This is a genomic window from Sphingomonas sp. 35-24ZXX, from assembly GCF_000786215.1.
In the GTDB taxonomy this organism is placed as follows: domain Bacteria; phylum Pseudomonadota; class Alphaproteobacteria; order Sphingomonadales; family Sphingomonadaceae; genus Blastomonas.
In genome coordinates, this window is record NZ_JROG01000009.1 from 15,013 (window position 1) to 37,321 (window position 22,309).

Below are 22,309 nucleotides of genomic sequence, written 5' to 3' on the forward strand. Positions count from 1 at the left end.
CGCTCGGGACAAACGGATGTGGGTTCCGGGGCTGCGCTACAAAGGCATCCCGATCGCCTCGGCGATGTGCTGGTGCACCGCCTGCGGTGCGCTTTCGTTTGCGCCCAGCACAACGTGGAAATCCTCAGGCGCTGTCTTCAAATTGGCATAGCCGTGGCTGGCGACGCGATAGTCCTCGCTCTGCACCACCTCGGCGGTGGCATCGTACGCCATCTCGCAGACCCCGCGATACGCCTCGTCGATCACCCCGAACGGCGCATAGACGCCGAACTGGCAGCGGGTCTTGCCGACGCCATCGGGGAACAGCCGGAACACCTGCGTGAAATAGACCCCCGGCGTCACCGCACCGAAGAAGATCACGGTGTTGGGGAAGAGATAATGCACCCCGCCATATTCGGTGTCGGGCCACTCGGCCTCGTCCTTGCCGACCAGATCGCCGATGGTCTTGTCGGGGAAGCTGATGCGGTGGTGGCGGCCGAAGCGTTCGAGCACCGAGACGTCGTTGCAATGCGTCTGGCCGATGGTCGAAGCGTGCAGGGCGGCGAAATGATAGCCCTCGCCATAGGTGTCGAGCGCGAACTTCCAGTTCGATTCGGCGTGCAATATGCCCTTTTTCACCGGCACCGCGCGGTGCAGCTCGATCAAGGCGAGCTGATCGGCAAAATCGCCCAGATGCGCTGCCGCATCGATCGGTTCGCCCTCGGAGGCGCGCACGAAGATCAGGCCGAGATGCTCGGTGCAGGGCAGTTCGAGCAGGTTGCGCGCACCGATTTCGCAGTCGGCAAAGCCCGCCTTGCCCGGCTGACCGATGAGCTTGCCCAGATTGTCGAAGGTCCAGGCATGGAACGGGCAGGATATGCGCGCCGCCTTGCCTGTGAACGGTTCGGCCTGCTCGACCAGCTTTGCGCCTCTGTGCGTGCACAGGTTGCGGAAGGCGCGGACCACGCCATCTTTACCGCGGATCACCAGGATCGACGGACCGGCGGCATCGAACACCAGATAATCGCCGGGCTCGGGGATGTCGCCGGTGAGGCCTGCGACGAGAGGCTGGCCCAGGAACAGATGTTCGCGCTCGGCCTGGAAGCGCGTCTCATCGATATACACCGATTTGTGCAGCGGCAGCGGGCCATCGGCCATGTCGGTGGTTCTGGCAGCGACGTTCGCGACGATCTTGCGGCGGATTTCGCGTGCACGCAGCTTGCGCGATGCCGCCCAGTCTGGGGTCAGGCTGTCGGATGGATCGCGCTCGGCCACAAGGCCCTCCCAAATTGGTCAATGGCAATTGGGCGCACCATGCCAGAAAGCAGGCAGCCAATGACACTATTGGTTTAATCAGTGGAGAGACCGCCGCCATGACCTTTTCGAGCATTTCCGCCATCGGCAAGCCGATGCAGATCGCGTTCGTGCCGGAGGATTTCGATGCGGCGCTCAAGCACTGGACGCAAGCGATGGGGGTCGGCCCGTTCTTTGTGATGGAAAACATCGTGCTCGAAAATGGCCGCTTCCTGGGCGCGCCGTCGGACTGCCGCTTCACCATCGCGCTGGCGCAATGGGGCGATGTCCAGATCGAGCTGATCCGCCAGGACAATGATGTGCCCTCGATCTATCGCGGCGACTATCTGCCTGCAGGTGGCGCGATGCACCATGTGTGCTTGCTCACCGACGATATCGCGGGCGCCCGCGCAGCGGTGGAGGCGGGCGGCGGGCAGATTCTGGTCGAGGGCAAGGTGGGCGCGGACGGTGCGGTGATCTATGCCGATTGCGGCCCGGCAGGGACCCAGCCCAATGCGGGTGCGATCGTCGAGATCCTGCAACCGGCGAGCGGCAGCGAAGGGTTCTTTGCGATGATCGCCGATGCGGCCAAGGGCTGGGACGGGAGCGATCCGGTGCGGAGGGTGGGTTAGCGCCAAGCGCAGCGGCCAAGTTTCGCCTCTCCCTTGATGGGAGAGGCAGCGAGACTTGGCAGCTTGCTGCCTTAGTCGCAGCGGTGAGGGTGGTGGTGCGGCTGGCTACTGACTGAGCGTCGTCGCCCACTTTGCTCAATCCGGAGAGATCACCCCGACCCAACCCTCCCCCATCGAGGGGGAGGGCTATAGGACTAATCGCTCGCGCCCAGATAGCCCAGCTGCCCGGCCTTGAAGATCGTCTGGCTGCGATTGACCGCGTCCAGCTTTTCGCCCGCGCGGTGGATATGATAGCGGATCGTCGCGTGGCTGCGGTCGAGGATCATGCTGATCTCCTTGTCGGTCTTGCCGATCGCTGCCCAGCGCAGGCATTCGACCTCGCGCTTGGAGAGCATGCAGTCCGCCGGGATTCGCCGCTTGGTGCGCATCACCATGACATAGCCGGCGATGAACCGACGCGTCATTGCTGCCATCAGGTCGGCGTGCTTTTCGTAAGCCTCGGACAGGTCGGTGAGCTCGCGATCGAGCGGGGTGAAGCTGACCGCCGCGATCTGGCCGAACGGCAGGTGCACCGGCACCACGATCGCGGCATGGACCAGCGAGCGCTTGCGGAAATCGGTGAGGTCCATTTCCTCGAGATATTCGTTGCGCCAGCGCCCGTACATGCCGTGCTCGTTGCACCAGAACGGCTCGCTCTCGTAGCGGCAGGCGCGGGGCAGCGGCGAGTTGAGCGCCAGCCTGGTGTCCTCCCACCAGCGTTCGCCATCGGCCATCCAGCCGAAGATTTCACCGTTGATGATCGCGCCATCGGCATCGATCATCGGTTCCTTGGACGAGATGTCGTCGCAGGCCGCGACGCGAAATCCGCGCGTCTGCGACATTTCGTGCAGCGCCACTGCGGCATCGTGAATGTCCTCCACGCGGCGGATGGTCACGCGCTGCGCCAGCGTGTTGACCGGGTTGTTCCGGCCCTCGGCTTTCTCGGTGAAATGACGTGGTGTCTCGATCATGGTTTTCCCTCTGATTCGATCCTGCTCTCCGCCGCGAAGCGTATGTCAGACCGGGTTGCAACGCTACGGAATGTTGATGTCGGAATGCCGATGGCTCATGTCGTGGTGCGCGCTGCCTTGTCCCTGTCGTTCGCGACGCGAATCATGGCGGCCATGTCCGCCCATTGCTGGTCGTCCATCCGCGAAAGGCTCTGGTAGAAATTGCCCGAATTGGCCTGATAGCCCGCGCCGTCGATGGCGATGGTCTGGCCGTTGATATAGTCCGCGCCGCGCGCCATCAGCAGCACCGCAAGGTTGGCAAGCTCGTGCATCTCGCCCACCCGGCCCATGGGATTGCTGCGGTCGGCATTCTGCCCCTGCAGCCCCTGTGCATTGCCGGGCGAAAGCCGCTCGGTCATGCCCTTGGTGGGGAAGGTGCCCGGCGCGATCGCGTTGAAGCGCAGGCCATAGCGGCCCCATTCGGTGGCGAGCGATTGCGTCATCACGTTGATCCCTGCCTTCGACATGGCCGATGGCACGGTGAACGGCCCGCCGTTCCACACCCAGGTGGTCAGGATCGCGAGGAAGTTGCCGCGGATCTGCTCGGCGATCATCCGCTTGCCGATATTGTGCGTGATGTAGAAGGTACCGCGAAACACGATATCCGAAATGGCGTTGAAGCCGTTGACGCTGAGGTCCTCGGTGCGGCTGACGAAATTGCCCGCCGCGTTGTTGACGAGGCCCGTCAGCGGGCCGTGCTGGCTCCAGATCTGCTCGACCATCGCGTCGATCGCTTGCGGGTTGCGGATATCGCAGGCATGCGCGCCGACCGTCCCGCCGTGCCGCGTCATCAGCTCGTCTGCGGTCGCCTCGAGCACCGCGCCGCGCCGCCCGCAGATATGCACCTCGGCCCCCAGATAGGCGAATGCCTCGGCCATCACCTTGCCCAGCCCGGTGCCGCCACCGGTCACGAGGATGCGCTCGCCCGCCATCAGCCCGGGGCGGTACATGATCTGGGTGACGTCCATGGGCTCTCTCCTTGTTTATAGCTGACTTTAGCACCCACATCCGCTCAGCCTGAGCTTGTCGAAGGCCTCGCTACAGGGTTGGCGGGGGCGCGGGGCCTTCGACAGGCTCAGGCTGAGTGGAGGGTGTCTGGCGAATGTGCCACGCCAGGTTTCAGGTTCAAAGCCCCAGCACGGTCTTGGCGATGATGTTCTTCTGCACCTCGTCCGACCCGCCGAAGATGGTCCAGGCGCGCGAGTTGAGATAGCGCCCTGCCGCCATCTGCGCCTCGACGCTCTCGACCGGCTCGGGGGCCTCGTTGCCGTAGAGCGGTCGCTCGGCGGGGAGTTGCAGCCCGGCAAGCCCGTGCACCTCCATCGCCAGCGTGTCGAGCTCCTGCCGCAGGTTTGCAGAGAACAGCTTGACCAGCGAAGTCTGCGGCCCCGGCGGGCGGCCCTTGGCGATCTCCGCCAGGATGCGCAGTTCGCTGATCTCGAAGGCGCGCGCGCGCAGCCGCAACGATGCCAGCTTGCGCGCGATCACGGGATCATGCGCAATCGCGCCATTGGTGCCGCTGGCAACGCTGCCCGCGGTCATCATCAGCCGGTCGATATCGACCAGCAACTTGGGTGCGAAGCACGATCCGCCGCGCTCGTTCTCGAGCAGGAACTTGGCGATGGTCCAACCCTGACCCTCATCGCCGATGCGGTTGCCGACATGGCTCCTTGCGTCATCCAGGAACACCTGGTTGACCTCGTGGTCGCCCGCCATGGTGATGATCGGGGTGACGGTGACACCCGGCTGGTCCATCGGCACGAGCAGGAAGGTGATTCCGCGCTGCGCCGAAACTTCCGGATCGGTGCGCACCAGGCAGAACATCCAGTTGGCGTAGTGCGCGTGCGTGGTCCAGATCTTCGAGCCATTGATGCGATAGGTGTCGCCTTCCAGTGCCGCGCGGGTCTTGAGGCTGGCGAGGTCCGATCCCGATCCGGGCTCGGAATAGCCCTGGCACCAGTAGTCCTCGGCGCTGAGGATGCGCGGCAGGAAGCGGGCCTTCTGCTCGGGCGTGCCGAAGCGGCAGATCACCGGGCCGACCAGCTTCAGCCCCAGCACGGCCAGCGCCGGGGCGCCCGCGATCGCGCATTCCTTTTCGAAGATATAGCGCTGCACCGAGGTCCAGCCGGTGCCGCCATCCTCGACCGGCCAATGCACCGCCAGCCAGCCTTTCTCATGCAATATGCGCTGCCATTCCAGACCGATATCCGGCTCGACGAACACACCGGGCGTGCGCCGCGCGCCCTCGATCAATCGGTCGGTGAGGTGCGATTTCAGGAAACTGCGCACCTCGGCCTGGAAGGCCAGTTCGTCAGGGGTGAAATCCATGTCCATGCGTCAAATCCCGCCATGTCCGGTCGCCCAGAGAATGCTGCGGCGCAACAGTTGATAATAGATGGGGTAGTTCCACGCGCATTTTTCCGGATGCGGGTAGAAATCCTGCATGCCCGGCAGATCGTAATGCCCGCGGCAGTGGCCCAGGGTGTTGTAGAGGATGCCGCCGTCGCCGATCGCGCGGGTGTAGATCACCGGCACCACCGTTTCGGGCCAGTCGGCGTCGACAAAACCGGTCGCTTCGCCTGCAAAGCGCGTCTGCGCCAGCGTGCGAATGTCGCTCACCTGCTTCATCAGGTACAGTTCGTCGACCACGTCGAAATCGGCAATCCCGCGCGTCACGTCATGGTCGCCATCGACGATCTCGACGGTGAACGGCGCGCCGATCGGCGGGTGCGCCTTGAACTGGGTGCCCAGCATTTCCATGACATCGGGGCGTTCTTCGGGGCTGTCGACGCCCGCTTCGGTAAAGCGCAGGATCGAGTTGGTGCCGTGCAGCGCCAGCCAGCGTCCGCCGCCTGCCAGAAACGCGGCAATCGCCTGGGCTTCGGCCTCGGACGGCATCAGGTCGCAGGTATAGGTGATCAGGAACCGGCACGCGGGCAGGCGCTCGGCCACGCCGTTGTAATCATGCGCGACCGTGGTGCGGATATTGTCGTGCTCGGCGAGCAGTTTGAGCACCTCGAGCCGGGCAAAGTCGATATCGTGATATTTGCCTGCTGCGACAAAATGCGCATCGATCCGTTCAGCCATGCCTTGTTCTGCCTTTCAGCTGCGGAAATGGCCACCGCCATCGACGGTAAAATCGACCCCGGTGGTAAAGCTGGCCTGATCGGACAGCAGGAAGAGAATCGCGTTGACCACTTCGGCCGCCTCGCCGACGCGGCCCATCGGGTGGTTGGCGGCGAACATCGCCTCGACCTCTTGCACGGTGCCAGGCAACGCCTCGAGATAGCGTTCGAACATCGGCGTGCGGATCGCGCCGGGGTGCACGGTGTTGGCGCGGATGGGCAGGCCCTTTTCGGCGCAATCGAGTGCGATGGTCTTGGTGAGCGCGGTGACCGCCGCCTTGGATGCGCAATAGGCGGCAAAGCCCGAGCCGACGCGCAGCGCGAGCATCGAGCCGATGTTGACGATCGCGCCGGGTTCGCCCGAGTCCGCGATCGCGGGGATCGCCGCGCGGCAGCCGTTGAAGGTGCCGTTCAGGTTGATGTCGATGGTGCGGCTCCAGCTGTCGAGATCGACATCGGGCACCGCGCCGGGCTCCGAAATGCCCGCGACATTGACGAGGTGCGTGAGCTTGCCGAAGGTCGCCTGCGCGGCCTGAACCGCCGCTTCCCATTGCGCCAGATCGCGCACGTCGAGCGAGACCGCCATCGCGTGCTCGCCGAGCTCGGAGGCCAGCGCCTTGGCCTTGTCGAACTGGATATCGCCCAGCACCACGCTGCCGCCCTCGGCGACGATGCGCCGTCCGGTCGCCCCGCCGATCCCTTCCGCCCCGCCCGAGATCAGCGCGACCTTGCCCTGCATCAGTCCCATATCTTAACGCTCCAGTATCGCGACGGCGGACAGGCCGGGCGCGCCATAGACATGGCTGTAGGCGGTCTTCGGACTGCCCGGCACCTGCCGGTCGCCCCCGCGCCCGCGCAGCTGCACGGTGTTCTCATAGACCTGCCGCAGACCCGATGCGCCGATCGGTTCGCCGCACGCCAGGCAACCGCCATCGGTGTTGACGGGCAGCGCGCCATTGAGCTCGGTGCGTCCTTCGGCCAGCCATTGCTCCTGCTCGCCATCCGCGCAGAAGCCGTTCTCGGCCATGTGCATGATTTCCGCGCCCGATTCGGTGTCCTGCAACTGCGCGACATCGATGTCATCAGGGCCGATACCCGCCGCTTCGAACGCCGCTTGGCTCGCGAGTTCGGTCGGCTTGCCGCCCCGCTCGACGCTGATCGCGGGCGCGAACACCTCGAACGATCCGGGCGGACGGGTGCGCACCGCGATGCTGGCGATCCTGACGCCGTCGGCACCGAGTTCACGCGCCTTTCTGTCCGACGCGATGATCAGCGCGACCGCGCCTTCGGCAGGCGAACAGAACATGTATTTGGTCAGCGGATCGTTGACCATGGGCGCATTGAGGATGGTGTCGAGATCGACCGGCGAGCGCCGCCAGGCGTGCTCGCACAGGGTGCCGTTGCGGAACGCCTTTTCGGCGACCATTCCCAAGGTGCGGCGGCTGATGCCGTGCAGTTGCATGTAGCGCTGGATCTTCATCGCAAAGAACTGCGTGGTCAGCATCATGCCGGTCTCGCCATACCATTCGGGCAGGCCCCAGTCGCCCGGCTTGGCGTTGAATGCGCCGCGCGGGTGCTTGTCAAAGCCCACCGCCAGCGCGACATCGCACTGGCCCGACGCCACCGCGTTGCGCGCCGACGACAGCGCGCTGCCGCCGGTGGCACATCCGTTCGAGACATTGATGAACGGCAGGCCGGTCAGCCCCAGCTCGTTGACCATGATATCGGCATTGCCCGCAGCTTCCGACCCGCCATAGGCGCATTCAATGTCGGTCCAGTCGAGCCCGGCGTCCGCCAGCGCCTGCCGCACCGCGAACACGCCCTGGTCGCGGCCTGTGCGGCTATCGGTCCGCCCGAACGGGTGGATGCCTGCGCCGATGATCTGGACCTGGGTCATGCGTTTAGGCCTTTCAAACACTGCCACTGTCCGTTTGTCCCGAGCGCAGTCGAGGGACGTAATCCCGATGGGTTGCGTAAGGTCCCTCGACTTCGCTCGGGACAAACGGACAGGGTGGGGCGGGTCATGGTGCTGGCCTGAAAGCAAAGGTCGTCCGCCCCGGAGCGAACTCGGTGATCACCAGCTCCATCGCCATGCCCAGCTTCAGATCGGCCAGGGCCGCGCCCTCGATCCGCGTCTCGACAATCACCTCGCCGGGCAGCTCGACATAGCCGATCAGGAACGGGGTGAAGGCATCAGGGCCCGCATAGGGCGGCGATTTCGGGCGAAAATCCTGGCTGGTCCATGACCACAAGCTGCCGGTGCGCGAAAGCGCTATGGCATCGAAATGCTGCGCAGCATCGCCTTGCGGCATCGGGAAGACAATCTCGCCCGACATGCGGTGACGCCCGCCGATCAGGCGCGGCTGCGGCTCGTCGGTCCACAGCCCTTCGGCGACAGGAACCGCAGCGCTCATGCCGCCACCCGCGCATCATCGCGCGCATAGGCATCCAGCCCGCTCGCGGGATCGCCCAGCCATTGCGACAGCAACAGCACGCGCTTGTGCGCATGGCCGATCTCCAACTCGTCGGTGGTGCCCATGCCGCCGTGCAGCTGCACCGCCTCGCGTCCGATGCCGAGCGCGCACTCGGCGACGATCGCCTTCATGCCCGCAATATCGTCTGCCCGCCCCGATGTGACCGCGGCGATCAGCGCGCTCTTGGCCTGATCGACCAATGCATAGGCCTCCACCATGCGGTGCTGGATCGCCTGGAAGCGGCCGATCGGCTGGCCGAACTGCTCGCGCTGGCGGACATAGCCCAGAGTATCGTCGAACAGTCGCTGGGCCAGCCCGGTCATCTCCGCAGCGGCGACCAGTCGTGCGGTCGTCAGCGCGTGCTCGACCGCGTCCCAATCGAGCGACAGCTGTGCCTCGGCGGGCACATGGCATTGACGCAAGGCAATTTCGGCGGCCTCGTTGCCATCGATCACGCGATAGCCTTTGCGGAACACCCCGGGAGCATCGGCCGCGATCAGGAACAAGGCCGGGCCGCTGTCGCTGAGCGCACTCACCAGCAGCCAGTCGGCGGCCATGGCTCCCAGCACGAAACTCTTGTCGCCGCTCAGCAGATAGCCCTGCGCGCTGGTCTTGGCGGTGGTGCTGCGCGGAATGGTGACATGCCGCCCCTCGGGCTCGAACAGCGCCAGCGCCGCGATCGCTTCGCCCGATGCCAGTGCCGCAATCAGCGGATGCGCCTCGGCCAGTCCGCTTCCCGCCAGCAGCAAGGGCAGCACCGCATTTTCCAGCCAGTTGTCCGAAGAGATGCGTTGGCCAAAGCTCTCGCCCACGGCAACCAGATCGAGCAGGCTGCTCCCCAGGCCGCCCCTGTCTTCACCCAGCGCCATGGCCGCGAGGCCCAGATCGGCCATCGTCTGCCAGCGCGTGCGGTCGATCCCGCCAGGATGCGCGCGCTGCGCCTTGCGCGCAGCGATGTCGCTGCCCTCGAGAAAGCGCTCGACCGAGGCGCGGAACAGCAGCTGGCTCTCGTCATAATCGAAATTCATGGCACGGCCTCGAAACGCACCGGTACGCAAGAAGGTCCGCGCAGCATCATGTTGGGATGATAGGCAATCGCGCTCTCGTCGGTCAGCGTGATGCCGGCAATGCGCGGCAGCAGTTCCTCGAACGCCACGGTCATTTCCTTGCGGCTGAGCATGTTGCCGACGCACATATGGATGCCGCGTCCGAAGGCGAGGTGCGTGCGCGCATTGGCTCGGTCGGCCAGGAAACGGTCGGGGTCTTCATAGCGCTCGGGGTCGCGGTTGGCGGCGGCATAGCGCATCATCACCATGGCACCGGCGGGCAGGGTGACTCCGCCCAGTTCCGCATCGGATTTCATCACCCGCCAGATGCCCGATGAAGCGCTGGCCAGCCGCAGCATTTCCTCGACCATATTGGGGATGATCTTCGGGTCAGCCTTCGCCTTGGCGAGCTCATTCGGGTTGCGCGCCAGCAGGATGATGCCCTCAGCCAGCGTGGCCGTGGTCGTCTCGTTGCCCGCGACCAGCAGCTGCTGCACGATCGAGAGCAGCTCGCCATCGTCCAGCGGGCGCTCGCCATCGACCTCGGCATGCACGAGGTCGGACAGCAGATCGTCGGTCGGGTTGGCGCGCCGCAGGTCCATCTGCGCCTTGATCGCGTGCTGGAACTCGACCACCTCGCGCGCGCATTGCAGCTCGCGCTCCAACGGCACCATACCGCCCAGCCGGTCGACAAAGGCATCGGTCCAGCGCTTGATCGTTGCGGGCTCCTCATGCGTCAGCCCCAGCTGCTCGGAGATCATCCGGATCGGCAGCGGCATGGCGAAATCGCGCACGAAATCGATGTCGTCCTTGCCCAGCATGGCATCGATCAGGTCGCGCGCGATCTCGCGGATATGCGCTTCGAGCTTGTTCACTCGCGGCGCGGAAAAGGCGAGATTGACCAGCTTGCGGAACCGCGTGTGCACCGGCGGATCGGCGGTCAGCAGCGTGTCGACCTGCGGCCAGCCATCTTCGAGGATCGCCTTGACCTGCGGGTCTTCGGATCGCGCGCCGGAAAGCACCGCCTGGAAATTGTTCGAGAATTCCTCTGTCCGCGATGTCGCCTCGCTGACGAGCTTGTGGCTCAGCACCAGATACAGGCCGCTCGCCGCATCATAATAGACCGGCTGGGTGGGAATGGTCGCCTGGTAAAAGGCAAAGGGGTCGGACAGCACATCCGGATGGAAAAAGCTTGTCTGCTCTGCCGCCACCGTCACTGCCTGCTCCCGCGATGCTGTTCTGTCATTCCCCTGTCATAGCCGCCCGCGGCGGCGAGCGGCGATAGTCGAAAATGCTAGGGCCGGGTGATGGCGCAGGGATAACGAAAATTGCACAATTTGTGTTATTGCGGTATCCTGAGAGAACCATTCGAAGGGATAGGATCCATGAACGTATCGATTGGCGAACGCTGGGAAAGCTATGTCGAGGCCTTGCTCAAGACGGGGCGCTATGGTTCGGCAAGCGAGATCGTACGCGAGGGGCTGCGTCTGGTCGAAGAGCGCGAGGCCAAGCTTGCAGCGCTGCGCGAGACGATCGAAGCGTCGCTTGCGCGCGGCGGCGAAAACAATGATGATGATGTCGATCGGAGCCTGGAAACAGCAGCTGAGGGGCTCATGTCACAGGGATATTAGGTGAGGAAGCTCATTTATCTTGATTCGGCCAGCGAAGATCTGGTTGAAATTCTGATATACGTTACCACCCAAAGCGCCAGTCTTTCGGCGGGAAGAGCTTTTGTTTCTAGATTGCGCGCCAGATGCACGCACCTTGCTTCGCTTCCCGGAACACTCGGCTCTGATCGGGCGGAATGCGTCCCTGGGCTCAGAAGTGTCTCCGCAAATGGCTACATCATCTTCTTCCGGTACGCCGAAAACCGACTGGAAGTTGTCAATATTCTCCACGCCAGCCGAGACGTCGCGACCCATTTCGACAACGACTGACCCGCCCCAATCAGCTGTGCGTCATCACCCCGCCATCGGCGATGATGCCCTGGCCGGTGATGAAACGGGCGTCGTCGCTCGCCAGAAACGCGATGACATCGGCGATATCCTCGGGCTGGCCCAGCCGCTTGAGCGCGGACTTGTCGCGGTAGTAATCCGCCGCCTCGCCATTTTCGAGCATGCCGCGGGTCATTCCTGTCACGATGCAGCCCGGTTGCACGCAGTTGACCGTCACGCCATAGGGGCCCAGTTCCATCGCCAGCGAGCGGGTGAAGCCCAGGATCGCGTGCTTGGACGCGGCATAGGCGCCGAGGCCCGCATCGCCATAGCGCGACAGGATCGACCCGGTGTTGATCACGCGTCCGGCCTTCGATGCCTGCAGCAGGCCAAGGCAAGCCTTGGACAGCCGCGTCGGGGCGAGCAGATTGACGTCGAGCCCGAACTGCCACTGCTCGTCGGTCAATTCGCCCAGCGTCCCCACAGGGCATACGCCCGCGTTGTTGATCAGGATGTCGAGCCCTCCCAGCTGGCTTTGCGCAGCCGCAGCCAGGGTGGCGATCGCCTGCGGATCGGCCAGGTTGGCGACATGGTTGACCGTGCCTGCCAGACCGTCTCCGCTGATGTCGCAGGCCAGCACGGTTGCGCCATCGGCCAGCAGACGGCGGACGGTCGCCGCGCCGATCCCCGATGCTGCCCCGGTGACCAGGGCCTTGCGTCCGTTCAGTCTGCTCATGTTGTTTCCTTTGCGCGTTCGGCGTGCGTCACGAAATCCAGCGCATTGGCGATGGCGCGACGGACATGGGGGTTGGCGTAGCTGGCCGTGCCATCGCCGAATTGCAGATACACCATCTGCGCAGCATCGACGGTGCGTGTCCAGCCAATCAGGTTGCTGCCCGGCGGATGCGGCCAGTCGCTGTTGTCGAACATCCGTCCGGCGACGGCGTGCGCCGCCGAGGAGAAGCAGTCGCGCTCGAAGCGCGTATCGGCGCGGATCAGCGGGGTGACATCCTCCTCGAAGACCTGGGCCAGGTACAGTTCGTCATTGACCGCGAACCGAGCGGGCAGGCCTCGCGTCACAGGATGATCCGCCACCACCACCGCCTCGTAGTCGACGTCATGTTTATAGCCCGAATCAAGGCAGGCTCGGCCACGCACTTCGCCCGGCTGGTAGAGGAACCTGCCGCCCAGCATCTCGCTCCAGCCCGGCCAGTCGGCCCACCCTGCCAGCGCATGGTGCAGCATGACCGCGCCCTTGCCCGCAGCAAAATGCCGCTGGATCGCCTGCACGAAACCGGTGGACGGCGGGCGGCTGGTTACCGTGCCGCCGGCAAAGACATAGCCCGGCATGTCGTAGAACAGCAGCACATCGGCCTTTTCCGCCGCGCCGTCGGCCACCGCCGCTTCCGCCTCGGGATGCAGCAGATGCTGCACGCGCCACCCGGTGAGGCTGGCCAGCAGCGCAGCAAACGGTTCGGCCTCATAGGGATGGCCGCCCGACAGGACCAGAAGGTCGCGCACGATCAGGCGATCTTGAGGATCATCTTGCCCTGGTTCGAGCCCTCGAACAGCCGCATGAACGCCGGCAGCGCATTTTCGAGCCCCTCGTCGACATGCTCGTCGACCACCAGCCGTCCGGTGGCCGCCCATTCGCCCATCTTCGCCCCGCCCTCGGCAAAGCGCGGGACGTAATCGGCGACCAGCAGTCCGCGGATCGACGCGCGGTGGACGATCAGCTGCCAGATGTTGCGCGCGCCCACCGGCTCAGGTGCGTTATACTCGCTGATCAGCCCGCACAGCCCGATGCGCGCGCCATGGCGCAGGTTCATCAGGCCCGCATCAAGAATATCGCCGCCGACATTCTCGAAGATCACATCGACACCATCGGGCGCGACGGCCCGGATCGCGGCATCGAGCGCCGCCATGTCCTTGCCGCGATAATCGATCGCATGATCAAAGCCGTAGCGGTCCTTCAACCGCGCGCATTTCTCCGCGCCGCCTGCGATGCCGATGGTGGTGCAGCCCAGGATCTTGGCGATCTGGCCGACCAGCGAGCCCACGGCCCCGGCGGCACCAGTGACCAGCACGACATCGCCCACCTGCGGCTCGCACACGTCGATGAAGCCGAAATAGGCGGTCATCCCCACCGCGCCGAACAGCGAGAGATAGTTGGTGACCGACGGCACCGCGTTCGGATCGATCGGCTGGGTAAAGCCGCCCAAGGTGCCCACCGAATAATCCTCGATCGCGTTCAATCCCAGCACCCATTGCCCCTTGGCAAAGCCCTCTGCGCGGCTTTCCTCGACCACGCCAATGGTGGTCGCGCGCACCGGCGCGCCCAGCGGGATCGGCGGCATGTAGCTTTCGGCGTCGGACATCCACCCGCGCTGCGCGGGGTCGAGCGAAGCACAATGGTTGCGGATGAGGAACTGGCCTTCCTCGAGCGCGGGCAGCGCGCTGGTCTCCAGCGCGAAATCCTCGGCGACGGGCGCACCATCGGGGCGGCGCTTGAGAATGAACTGGCGGTTGCTGGTCATGGGGTTTGAGTCTCCGCAAAATGGGAAAGGGAAGGATCAGTCTGCGCCGCGCCCGCCATCGACCAGCATCGCGGTGCCGGTGACCATGCGCGAGGCGGCGCTGGCGAGGAAGGTGGCGGCGCTGGCAATGTCTTCGGCGGTGCCGACGCGCTGGAGCGCGTTGCCGTCCATGACGAACGCCTTGACCTCGTCGCTGTCGCCATAGGCGCCGGTGATCATCTCGGTATAGATCACCCCGGGGTTGAGCGAATTGACGCGGACCCTGGGCTCCATCTGCGCACCTTCGAGCGCAGCCACCCGGCTGAAATGCGTCACCGCCGCCTTGGCCGCACAATAGGCGGCGCAATCGTCGAGCCCGATCAGCCCGGCGAGCGAGGAGATGTTGACGATCGATCCCGCGCTCTTGGTGTCGCGCATCATGCGCAGGCCGTATTTGGTGCCCAGCACCACGCTTTCGACATCTGCGGTCCACAGCGCCCGAAACTGCTCGAGCGAGGTATCGGGCAAGGGCTTGGAGAAGAACGATCCGGCGGAATTGATCAGCGCATCGACCGATGCGTGCGTGGCGGTGACAGTGTCGGCAAACGCGGCCCAGTCGCTCTCGCGCGTGACATCGAAGCTGTGAAACTCGGCGGTGCCGCTGGCCGCCTGCACCTGGCGCACGGTCTCTGCCCCGCGCTCCGGATTGCGGCCGGTGGCGATGATGTGGAAGCCGGCCCTGGCGAGGCGCAAAGCGGCGGCGCGGCCGATGCCCGAGGTCGCGCCGGTGACGATGGCTGTTTTCGTCATAGGCCTCCCTCCCGTTTGTCCCGACCAAAGTCGAGGGACGTATGTGCAAGGTTCGCGATGATGTCCCTCGACATGCTGGGGACAAACGGGTCTCTGGTGCGCGAGGCCATCATGTCAAACTCCATCCGCCATCGACCACCATCTGCGTGGCGGTCATGAACGACGATTCCTCGCTGATCAGGAACAGGATGCTCTCGGCAATGTCCTCGGGCTCCTGCGGCACGCCCAGGGGCACGTCGGTCCAGTGCGCGGGATCGTTCATCGCACCCGGCGGCATCGCGCCTTCGAGCAGCGGCGTGCGGGTGGGGCCGGGGCACACCGCGTTGACGCGGATCATGTCGCCCTTGCGACCGACCTCGACCCCGACCGCGCGCGCCATGTTGGCCATCGCCGCCTTGGCGACGGCATAGGCCGAGATTGCGGGCGCGGCGCAATTGGCCATGACAGAGGCGGTGAGGATGATGCTGCCGGTCGCCGGTTGCCCGCCAGCCTGGCTGCGCATCTGTGCCACCGCTCGCTGCAGGCCGATGAAGCTGCCCTCGACATGCACCTGGTTGAGCCTGCGGAACCGCGCCAGATCAAGATCGATGATCGGCTCGTAATTGACGATGCCCGCGTTCGAAACCAGCGCATCGAGCCGGCCATAATGGTGCACCGCGGCGGTGATGGCATTGTCCCAGTCGTCCTCGCTGGTGACATCATGCTTCAGCCCGATGCACTGGCAATCGGCGGCGACACCCTGGATCCGCTCGCCGTCCAGATCGGTCGCGATCACCTTGGCGCCGCGCTCCGCCGCCAGCCGCGCGGTGGCAGCGCCGATGCCCGATGCCGCGCCGGTGATCAGCACCACCTTGTCCTTCACCGCAAATGTCATGTGCCCATGTCCAGTTCGATCATGCCGTTTTTCTCCCGCACCGGCCAGGTCCTGATGCCGCAATGCGCAGGCGGACCCTTGGCCGCGCCATTGGTGATGTCGAAGCGCGCGCCATGGTGCGGGCAAATCACATGCCCGCGCCGCAGCCGAGCGCCCTCAAGCGGCAGCATCGCATGGCTGCACAGGCCGTCCATGGCATGAAGGCTGCCATCGCCATCACGCGCGATCAGAAATGCTGCACCTTCATGCTGCGCAAAACGGGTGGTGCCCGGCGCAACATCGGATGGGGTTACAGGGGTAAAGGCCATGGGCTCTGTGATGACCGACAATGCGGGCAACCGCAATCCTGTGCTGGTTTGAGCGAGCATCCGCGCTGACTCAAACACGCAGCACCTTGACCGGAATCCCGCTTTGCAACGCCTGGCCGGTGATCGGATCGAACCCGCTGGTTTCGGACACCAGCCGGTTGGTCGATCCGCCACGCGTGGAAACCTGGTCCGGCCCGAAGTCGGGATCGCCATAGCCATGCGCCATCGAGATCACGCCGCGGCGCAGGTTGCCCGACGCCTTGGCAAGCGCATGGACCTCGCCATGCGGCGAGGCGATGCGGATCATCTCGCCATCGGCGACGCCCAGCCCGGCGAGGTCTTCGGGATGGATATGCGCAGGATTGGTGGTGCGCTTGGCCGCCAGCGCGGACAGATGCCCGCCGGTCGAGTTGAACCGGTGGCGGCTGCGGCGCGAGATCAGGCGGAAGGGATAGCCCTGGGCTGCAGGATCGTTGCTGCCATAGGCGATGAGTTGCGCGGGCATCGCGCCGCCTGCCAGATCGAACCGCGCCTCGTGGCCGGGCTCCGCCGGTTCGACGATCGGGTGCCTGTCGTCATAGATCACCGCCTTGCCATCGACGCTGTCGGCGCGCACCTGGCTGGGGGGGACGACGCAGCCTGCCACCGCCATGTCGAGAAAGGTCTGCTTGTCCGGGCAGGCGTCCATCGGGCAGGGGCCACCTGCCAGCGGCAGCCCGGTGCCCAGCCGTTTGGCCAAGCCCCAGAGCATCTCGTATTCGTCGAGCAGATCGCCGGGGCGCGGCAGGATGGCGTCGGTGTACCGGGCGTACGGAATCTCGTACCACCATTCGGACAGCGACGAGATGTCGTCGCGCTCGAGGCACATCAGCGGCGCAAGGATATAGTCGGACCGGCGCGCCGACACGCCCTGGCTGCGGATATCGACGCTGACGAACAGATCGAGCGATTCGATCGCGCGCGCCATCTTGTCCTGATCGGGAAAGGCCAGCATCGGGTTGCCGCCGATCGAGATCAGCGCCTTGACCTGGCCGGGGCCGGGGGTGAGGATTTCGTCGGCCAGCACGTTGCACGGCATCTCGGCCATCAGGTGCGTGAGGCCCCGGAAGCGCGAAGCGGGATAGCCTTCACCCCACAGCTTCAACGGCGGATTGACCTGCGCGCGGCGCGGCGTCACCGGCGTGAAGATGCGCGGGATCGAGCTTTTCTCGCCCTCGCGGCAGAAGCGCCCGCACAGGATGTTGAGGCTGCTCACCAGATATTGCGTCAGCGTGCCGTTGCCCGCCATTTCGGGGCCGGTGCCGGTGCTGGCAGAGCCTTTGGTGCCGCCTGCGAACATGCGTGCCGCGGCCACCAGATCGGCCTCGCTCACGCCTGCGCGCGCGGCCGCGACAGGCGGGGCAAAGCCCGCTACCGCCTGTTGCAGCTCGGCCAGGCCATCGACATGCGCCTGCACGAACGCCTCATCATACAGCCGCTCTTCCAGGATCACATGGATCATGCCCGCCAGCAGCGCGGGGTCCTCACCCGGTTTGACGGGCAGATGGATATGCGCCAGCGCCGCGACATCGCTTTCCCTCGGATCCGCGACAATCAGCTTGAGCCCGCCCTCGATGGCATCGCGCAGCCGCCGCGAGGGCGAGAAGGGCGGAAGTCCTCCCGGCGGGCCGTAATGCGACACGATGGGGTTGTTGCCGATGAAGAACGCGACATCGGCCTCGCCGAAGACATGCCCGCCGCCCGACCAGCTGCCATATTGTGCGGCAGTATAGACCTTGGCAGGCTGATCGAGCGTCACGCTGGTGTAGAAATGCCGCGTCCCCAGGCCTTGCGCAAAGGCCATCCCCGAAGCGACGCCGGCGGAATTCTGGAACGCATAGGTGCCGGTATAGATGGCGACGCTGTCCGGACCGTGCTCGTCGATCAGCGCCCTGAGCTTCGCGCCAATCTCGTCGAGCGCGGTTTGCGTGGCAATCGGGACAAAACCATCTGGCTGCTTTTTCTGCGAGGCCAGCAACCGTTCGGGATGATGATGCGCCTCGGGCAGCTGCCGCCCCTTGATGCAGGTATAGCCGCCGAACACCGGGTCCTCCGGATCGCCCGACACCCGCACGACCCGGTCGCCTTCGGTCTCCACCAGGATTGCACAATTGGCGTGGCAGAAACGGCAGAAGCTGCGCTGCTCCGGCATGGTCTTGACCCTCCCTTTGGGCGCGGTCCTCCGGGCCGCGCGCGGGCACGCAGCATCACGGCCGGATCCTGGCCTACTGCGCTCAGCCTAGCGGATGCCGTAGGGTCCGCGACTGTCATTTTTGACACTTGAGGCAACGGGGTAGCCCGGTCATTTTCGCGCAACATGAAAAAGGTGCGGGCCGCAAAGGCCGCAGCATTGAGGGGAGGGTTACGATGAAGGTATCAACCTATCTGTCGGCGTCGGCTTATGCCTTGGGCTTGGGGATGCTCGCGGCACCGACGGCGGTGTTCGCGCAGGATCAGGCAGCATCGGACGGGGCTGAAGTCGCCCAGGAAACGGGCCTTCGTACCATCGTCGTCACCGCCCAGCGCCGCGAGGAATCGCTGCAGGCCGTGCCGGTTGCCGTCTCCGCGATCGATGCCCAGGCGCTGGCGACCGGCGCGGTCGATGACCTTCGCGATTTTGCCGGACGCGTGCCCGGCCTTGTTGTCGATCCGGTCAACGCCGGGCCTTCGGCCGCCGCCATCGCCATCCGCGGCATCAGCTTCGAGGATATCGAAAAGTCGTTCGACCCGGCGGTGGGCGTGGTGGTCGACGATGTGTTCATCGGCACCAACACCGGCCAGCTGCTCGATGCGTTCGATCTCGAATCGATCGAGATCCTGCGTGGCCCGCAGGGCACGCTGTTCGGCCGCAACACCATTGGCGGGGTGATCAACGTGCGGCGCAGCAAGCCCACCGGCGAATGGGGCGTGCGCGCCTCGATCGGCTATGCCGAATATAACACCGTGCGCGGCCGCCTGGTCGTCAACACCCCGATGATCGGCGACTTTCTCGCGTTCAAGGGCTTTTTTTTCTACGACAATACCGATGGCTATCTGCGCAACGTGACGCAGGGCAACCGCCGCACCAACGAATATGAGGTCTGGACCGCCGGCGTCACCGCGCTGATCACGCCCACCGACGATATCGAGGCGGTGATCACCTACGAGCACCAGGAAGAGGACGGCGAAGTTGCGACCGCCAGCGTGTCGAGCGATCTCGATCTGATCTGTCTGCAGGTCCCGGTCCCCGGTGTCGGCCTGGTCCGCGCGTTCCAGATCCCGGGCAACCAGTGCAACCGCACGCCTACCAACAGCAAGCTGCTCTATGACGTGTTCGGCAATATCCAGACCCCGGTGCGCAACAAGACCGATGCGATCAGCGGCACGATCAACATCGAGCTGGGTGATTTCACGCTGACCTCGGTCACCGGCTGGCGCAAGAACAATGAAAGCGTCCGGCAGGATTTCGACTCCGCCTCGATCAACTTCTTCGATACCCTGCGCATCCAGCAATACGAGCAGTTCAGCCAGGAAATCCGCTTTGCCGGCGACGTGACCGACTGGATGGATATCGTGCTGGGCGCCTATTATTTCGACAGCACCTACACGCTGCGCCAGACCTCGTTCTTCGGCTTCCTGGGCCCAGGCGCCAGCGCCTTCCAGCTTTCTGTCGGCGATTCCAAATCCTATGCCGGCTTTGCCGATGCGCGCTTCAAGCTCTCGGACAACCTGACCTTCGGCGTGGGCGGCCGCTACACCAGGGACGAAAAGGCGCTGACCACCAACTTCGCGCTCAGCCCCACCGGCGTCTGCCCGGTCGGCTTTGCCGGTATCACGCTGGCCTCGTGCAGCGCTGCGGAAGATTTCGGCGAGTTCACCTATCGCGCCAGCCTGGATTACCAGTTCGATGGTGGCCAGCTGGTCTATGCCAGCTATTCGCGCGGCTTCCGCTCGGGCGGCTTCAACGGCCGCGCGGCCACGCCGACCGCCATCGGCCCGTATCAGCCTGAAATCGTCGATGCCTATGAAATCGGCCTGAAGGCGGACTGGCTCGACCGCCGCTTGCGCACCAATATCGCGGTCTTCCAGACCGATTATTCGGACAAGCAGGAAGAGCTGGTTCGGCCCACCGTGGCACCGTTCAACGCTATCCAGGCACAGGAAACCATCGTCGAGAACGCCGCATCGGCGCGGATCAAGGGGATCGAGCTGGAAATCGTCGCGCTGCCGAGCGATGATCTCTCGTTCAATTTCTCGGCCACCTATCTCGACGCCAACTATCAGAACTTCGTGCGCGGCGGCGTCGATGTCTCCGATCTTAACCTGCGCCGCGCGCCGAAATATGCGTGGTCCGCAGGGTTCGATTACACCCGGCCGGTGGGGGATGGCGAACTCCGCTGGAGCACCATCTTCCGCTATGTCGACAAATACACCACCTGCATCGTGACCGACCCTGCGTTGCAGGCACAGGGCATCATCACCAACGACCGCCGCTGCGAAGCCTCCGAGCGGGAGATTCTGGATACCACCTTGTCGTACAAGCATGACTTCGGTGGTGCGGCGGCGACCTTCAGCGTCTTCGGGCGCAACCTGTTCGACAACCGCGGCCTTTCCAGCACGCTGCCGGTCGCCGGGCTGTTCACCTTTGCCGGTGTCCGTCCGCCCCGCCAGTTTGGCGCAGAAGTGATGCTCGAATTCTGATACCCTTCAACGCCCGCGCTCCGGTTGCACACGGAAGCGCGGGCGTTGTTCCAAAACGACAACACGGGATCGCAAACGCTCCGCCATGGCCAAGCCCTTTCCGCCGCATCCGTATCTGCACGGGCACCACGCCCCCAATCGCTTTGAGGCCGATGCGCCCGATCTGGTGATCGAGGGCGAGATCCCGCACGATCTGGCAGGCGTCTTCTACCGCAACGGGCCCGAGCCTTTGCACCCGACGCGCGGCGACGAGTATCACTGGTTCGATGGCGACGGCATGGTCTATGGCTTCTTCATCGAGAACGGCCGCGTCTCGATGCGCAACCGCTGGGTCCGCACCGAGAAGTTCGAGCTGGAAAAGGCCGCCGGCGAACGGCTGTTCGGGGTGTTCGGCAACCCGATGACCGCCGATCCTTCGGTTCAGGGCAAGCGCTACAACACCGCCAACACCAACATCATCATTCACGGCGGCAAATTGCTCGCGTTGATGGAAGGCGCGCCGCCGGTGGTGCTGGACCCGCGCGACCTTTCGACCATCGGCGAGGATCATTACGGCGGCACCATCTCCACCACCTTCTCGGCGCATCCCAAGATCGACTATGCCACCGGCGAGATGATCAACATCGGCGCGATGATCAACGGTCCGATGGGGGCTGCGGAAATCCGCTACGACGTGATCGATCGCGCCGGCGCGCTGACCCGCAGCCAGATCATCCCCGTGCCGCACATGAGCCTGATGCACACGTTTTTCGTGACCGAAAACTGGGTGGTCTTCCCGGTGCTGCCGATCGATACGGACCTCGGCCGCTTCATGCGCGGCGGGCCGATGACCGCCTGGGTCAACGATCGTCCGTCCAAGATTGCGGTAATGCCGCGCCATGGCAGCGCCGACGATGTGCGCTGGTTCGAATACGAGCCGCGCCACATGTTCCACGAGCTGAACGTGTGGGAGGAAGGTGGCAAGATCATCGCGAATGTCGCCGCCGCCAACGGCACTGCGCTGTTCCCTGACGAAACCGGGGTGCGCGCGACGCACGCGGGCACCCGGCAGAGCCTGCGCCGCTGGACGATCGATCTGGATGCCAACACCGATGTGATCCGCGAGGAGGTGCTCAACGAACGCGACCTGCAGTTCCCGCGTCCCGACGACCGGCTGATGACGCGAAAGACGCGGCACGCCTTTGCCAATATCAACCTTGAATCGCGCGATGCCCGGGTCGAGGGCCTGGATGCCGCGCTGCGCTTCGACACCGTGACCGGTGCAGAAGACATCCATCATTTCGGCAAGGGCGCAGCCGCAGGCGAATTGGTCTTTGCGCCGCGGCTGGGCGCGAAGACCGGGCCCGAGGGCGAAGCGGATGGTTATGCGATGACGCTCGTTCACCGCGCCAATGCGCCGGGCAGCGAGCTAGCGATCTTCAACGCGCTCGACATCGCGGCTGGCCCCATCGCACGGGTGCTGGTGCCGTTCCGCGTGCCGAGCGGCTTCCACTGCAATTTCTATCCCGCAGACGGCGATCTCTATGCCCGCGCCATGGCGCACTGAGGGT

At 64.8% G+C, this 22,309-nt stretch carries 22 protein-coding genes; 5 read left to right on the top strand and 17 right to left on the bottom strand.

All coding sequences use genetic code 11. The features are described 5' to 3' along the window. Positions 1 to 36 precede the first annotated feature (36 nt). Positions 37 to 1,254 (bottom strand): aromatic ring-hydroxylating oxygenase subunit alpha, encoded by a 1,218-nt coding sequence (locus tag LI72_RS16115; RefSeq protein WP_033927000.1) that lies wholly within the window; start codon positions 1,252 to 1,254, stop codon positions 37 to 39. 98 nt (positions 1,255 to 1,352) lie between these two features. Between LI72_RS16115 and LI72_RS16120 the strand changes: the two genes are divergently transcribed. Further along, positions 1,353 to 1,904, top strand: a complete 552-nt coding sequence (locus tag LI72_RS16120) for a VOC family protein (RefSeq protein WP_033927001.1) — start codon at positions 1,353 to 1,355, stop codon at positions 1,902 to 1,904. A 194-nt stretch (positions 1,905 to 2,098) separates the two neighbouring features. Here the strand turns inward: LI72_RS16120 and LI72_RS16125 are convergent, their stop codons facing one another. From LI72_RS16125 to LI72_RS16165, 9 genes are all read right to left on the bottom strand, one after another. After that, positions 2,099 to 2,914, bottom strand: a complete 816-nt coding sequence (locus tag LI72_RS16125; RefSeq protein ID WP_052130061.1) for a helix-turn-helix transcriptional regulator — start codon at positions 2,912 to 2,914, stop codon at positions 2,099 to 2,101. Between the two features lie 95 nt (positions 2,915 to 3,009). Continuing rightward, positions 3,010 to 3,921 carry an SDR family oxidoreductase gene (locus LI72_RS16130; protein WP_033927002.1) on the bottom strand — a complete coding sequence of 304 codons (912 nt, stop codon included), beginning with the start codon at positions 3,919 to 3,921 and terminating at the stop codon, positions 3,010 to 3,012. Positions 3,922 to 4,078: 157 nt separating this feature from the next. After that, positions 4,079 to 5,287: an acyl-CoA dehydrogenase family protein gene (locus tag LI72_RS16135; protein WP_033927003.1), complete on the bottom strand. Its 1,209-nt coding sequence runs from the start codon at positions 5,285 to 5,287 to the stop codon at positions 4,079 to 4,081. 3 nt (positions 5,288 to 5,290) lie between these two features. Continuing rightward, the gene (locus tag LI72_RS16140; protein ID WP_033927004.1) at positions 5,291 to 6,040 is read right to left on the bottom strand and encodes a ThuA domain-containing protein; all 750 of its coding nucleotides are present in this window, start codon (positions 6,038 to 6,040) and stop codon (positions 5,291 to 5,293) included. 15 nt (positions 6,041 to 6,055) lie between these two features. Further along, a complete protein-coding gene (locus LI72_RS16145; RefSeq protein WP_033927005.1) occupies positions 6,056 to 6,826 on the bottom strand; it encodes an SDR family NAD(P)-dependent oxidoreductase in 771 nt (256 codons plus the stop codon). 3 nt (positions 6,827 to 6,829) lie between these two features. After that, positions 6,830 to 7,975: a thiolase family protein gene (locus LI72_RS16150; RefSeq protein ID WP_033927006.1), complete on the bottom strand. Its 1,146-nt coding sequence runs from the start codon at positions 7,973 to 7,975 to the stop codon at positions 6,830 to 6,832. Positions 7,976 to 8,099: 124 nt separating this feature from the next. Further along, positions 8,100 to 8,492, bottom strand: coding sequence for a Zn-ribbon domain-containing OB-fold protein (locus LI72_RS16155; RefSeq protein WP_033927007.1), 393 nt, complete (start codon positions 8,490 to 8,492; stop codon positions 8,100 to 8,102). After that, complete coding sequence (locus LI72_RS16160; protein ID WP_033927008.1) at positions 8,489 to 9,580, bottom strand: acyl-CoA dehydrogenase family protein; 1,092 nt, start codon at positions 9,578 to 9,580, stop codon at positions 8,489 to 8,491. The genes LI72_RS16155 and LI72_RS16160 overlap by 4 nt, the downstream gene beginning before the upstream one ends. Beyond that, positions 9,577 to 10,809 carry a cytochrome P450 gene (locus LI72_RS16165; protein WP_231562502.1) on the bottom strand — a complete coding sequence of 411 codons (1,233 nt, stop codon included), beginning with the start codon at positions 10,807 to 10,809 and terminating at the stop codon, positions 9,577 to 9,579. The genes LI72_RS16160 and LI72_RS16165 overlap by 4 nt, the downstream gene beginning before the upstream one ends. A 174-nt stretch (positions 10,810 to 10,983) precedes the next feature. Here LI72_RS16165 and LI72_RS16170 point away from each other — a divergent pair, with 174 nt between their 5' ends. Together LI72_RS16170 and LI72_RS19700 are read left to right on the top strand one after the other, a co-directional pair. Beyond that, positions 10,984 to 11,229, top strand: a complete 246-nt coding sequence (locus tag LI72_RS16170; protein WP_033927010.1) for a type II toxin-antitoxin system ParD family antitoxin — start codon at positions 10,984 to 10,986, stop codon at positions 11,227 to 11,229. Continuing rightward, complete coding sequence (locus LI72_RS19700) at positions 11,230 to 11,535, top strand: type II toxin-antitoxin system RelE/ParE family toxin (RefSeq protein ID WP_081985140.1); 306 nt, start codon at positions 11,230 to 11,232, stop codon at positions 11,533 to 11,535. It abuts the gene before it with no gap. A gap of 10 nt (positions 11,536 to 11,545) precedes the next feature. Here LI72_RS19700 and LI72_RS16175 read toward each other — a convergent pair whose 3' ends face one another. The 7 genes from LI72_RS16175 to LI72_RS16205 all read right to left on the bottom strand — a co-directional run bounded on the left by LI72_RS16175 (position 11,546) and on the right by LI72_RS16205 (position 18,231). Continuing rightward, positions 11,546 to 12,268 carry an SDR family NAD(P)-dependent oxidoreductase gene (locus LI72_RS16175; protein ID WP_033927011.1) on the bottom strand — a complete coding sequence of 241 codons (723 nt, stop codon included), beginning with the start codon at positions 12,266 to 12,268 and terminating at the stop codon, positions 11,546 to 11,548. After that, the gene (locus tag LI72_RS16180; RefSeq protein ID WP_231562503.1) at positions 12,265 to 13,053 is read right to left on the bottom strand and encodes a ThuA domain-containing protein; all 789 of its coding nucleotides are present in this window, start codon (positions 13,051 to 13,053) and stop codon (positions 12,265 to 12,267) included. Before LI72_RS16180 ends, LI72_RS16175 begins: the two co-directional genes overlap by 4 nt. 2 nt (positions 13,054 to 13,055) lie before the next feature. After that, on the bottom strand, positions 13,056 to 14,069 hold the full coding sequence (locus LI72_RS16185; protein WP_033927012.1) for an NADP-dependent oxidoreductase: 1,014 nt from the start codon (positions 14,067 to 14,069) through the stop codon (positions 13,056 to 13,058). Positions 14,070 to 14,105: 36 nt separating this feature from the next. Continuing rightward, complete coding sequence (locus tag LI72_RS16190) at positions 14,106 to 14,858, bottom strand: SDR family NAD(P)-dependent oxidoreductase (protein ID WP_033927013.1); 753 nt, start codon at positions 14,856 to 14,858, stop codon at positions 14,106 to 14,108. Between the two features lie 109 nt (positions 14,859 to 14,967). Beyond that, positions 14,968 to 15,732, bottom strand: a complete 765-nt coding sequence (locus tag LI72_RS16195) for an SDR family NAD(P)-dependent oxidoreductase (protein ID WP_033927014.1) — start codon at positions 15,730 to 15,732, stop codon at positions 14,968 to 14,970. Next, positions 15,729 to 16,040, bottom strand: a complete 312-nt coding sequence (locus LI72_RS16200; protein ID WP_033927015.1) for a Rieske (2Fe-2S) protein — start codon at positions 16,038 to 16,040, stop codon at positions 15,729 to 15,731. Before LI72_RS16200 ends, LI72_RS16195 begins: the two co-directional genes overlap by 4 nt. 70 nt (positions 16,041 to 16,110) lie before the next feature. Next, a complete protein-coding gene (locus LI72_RS16205) occupies positions 16,111 to 18,231 on the bottom strand; it encodes a molybdopterin-containing oxidoreductase family protein (RefSeq protein WP_033927016.1) in 2,121 nt (706 codons plus the stop codon). 215 nt (positions 18,232 to 18,446) lie between these two features. Here LI72_RS16205 and LI72_RS16210 point away from each other — a divergent pair, with 215 nt between their 5' ends. Continuing rightward, complete coding sequence (locus tag LI72_RS16210) at positions 18,447 to 20,759, top strand: TonB-dependent receptor (protein ID WP_052130063.1); 2,313 nt, start codon at positions 18,447 to 18,449, stop codon at positions 20,757 to 20,759. Between the two features lie 85 nt (positions 20,760 to 20,844). Beyond that, positions 20,845 to 22,305, top strand: coding sequence for a carotenoid oxygenase family protein (locus LI72_RS16215; RefSeq protein WP_052130065.1), 1,461 nt, complete (start codon positions 20,845 to 20,847; stop codon positions 22,303 to 22,305). Positions 22,306 to 22,309: the final 4 nt, after the last annotated feature.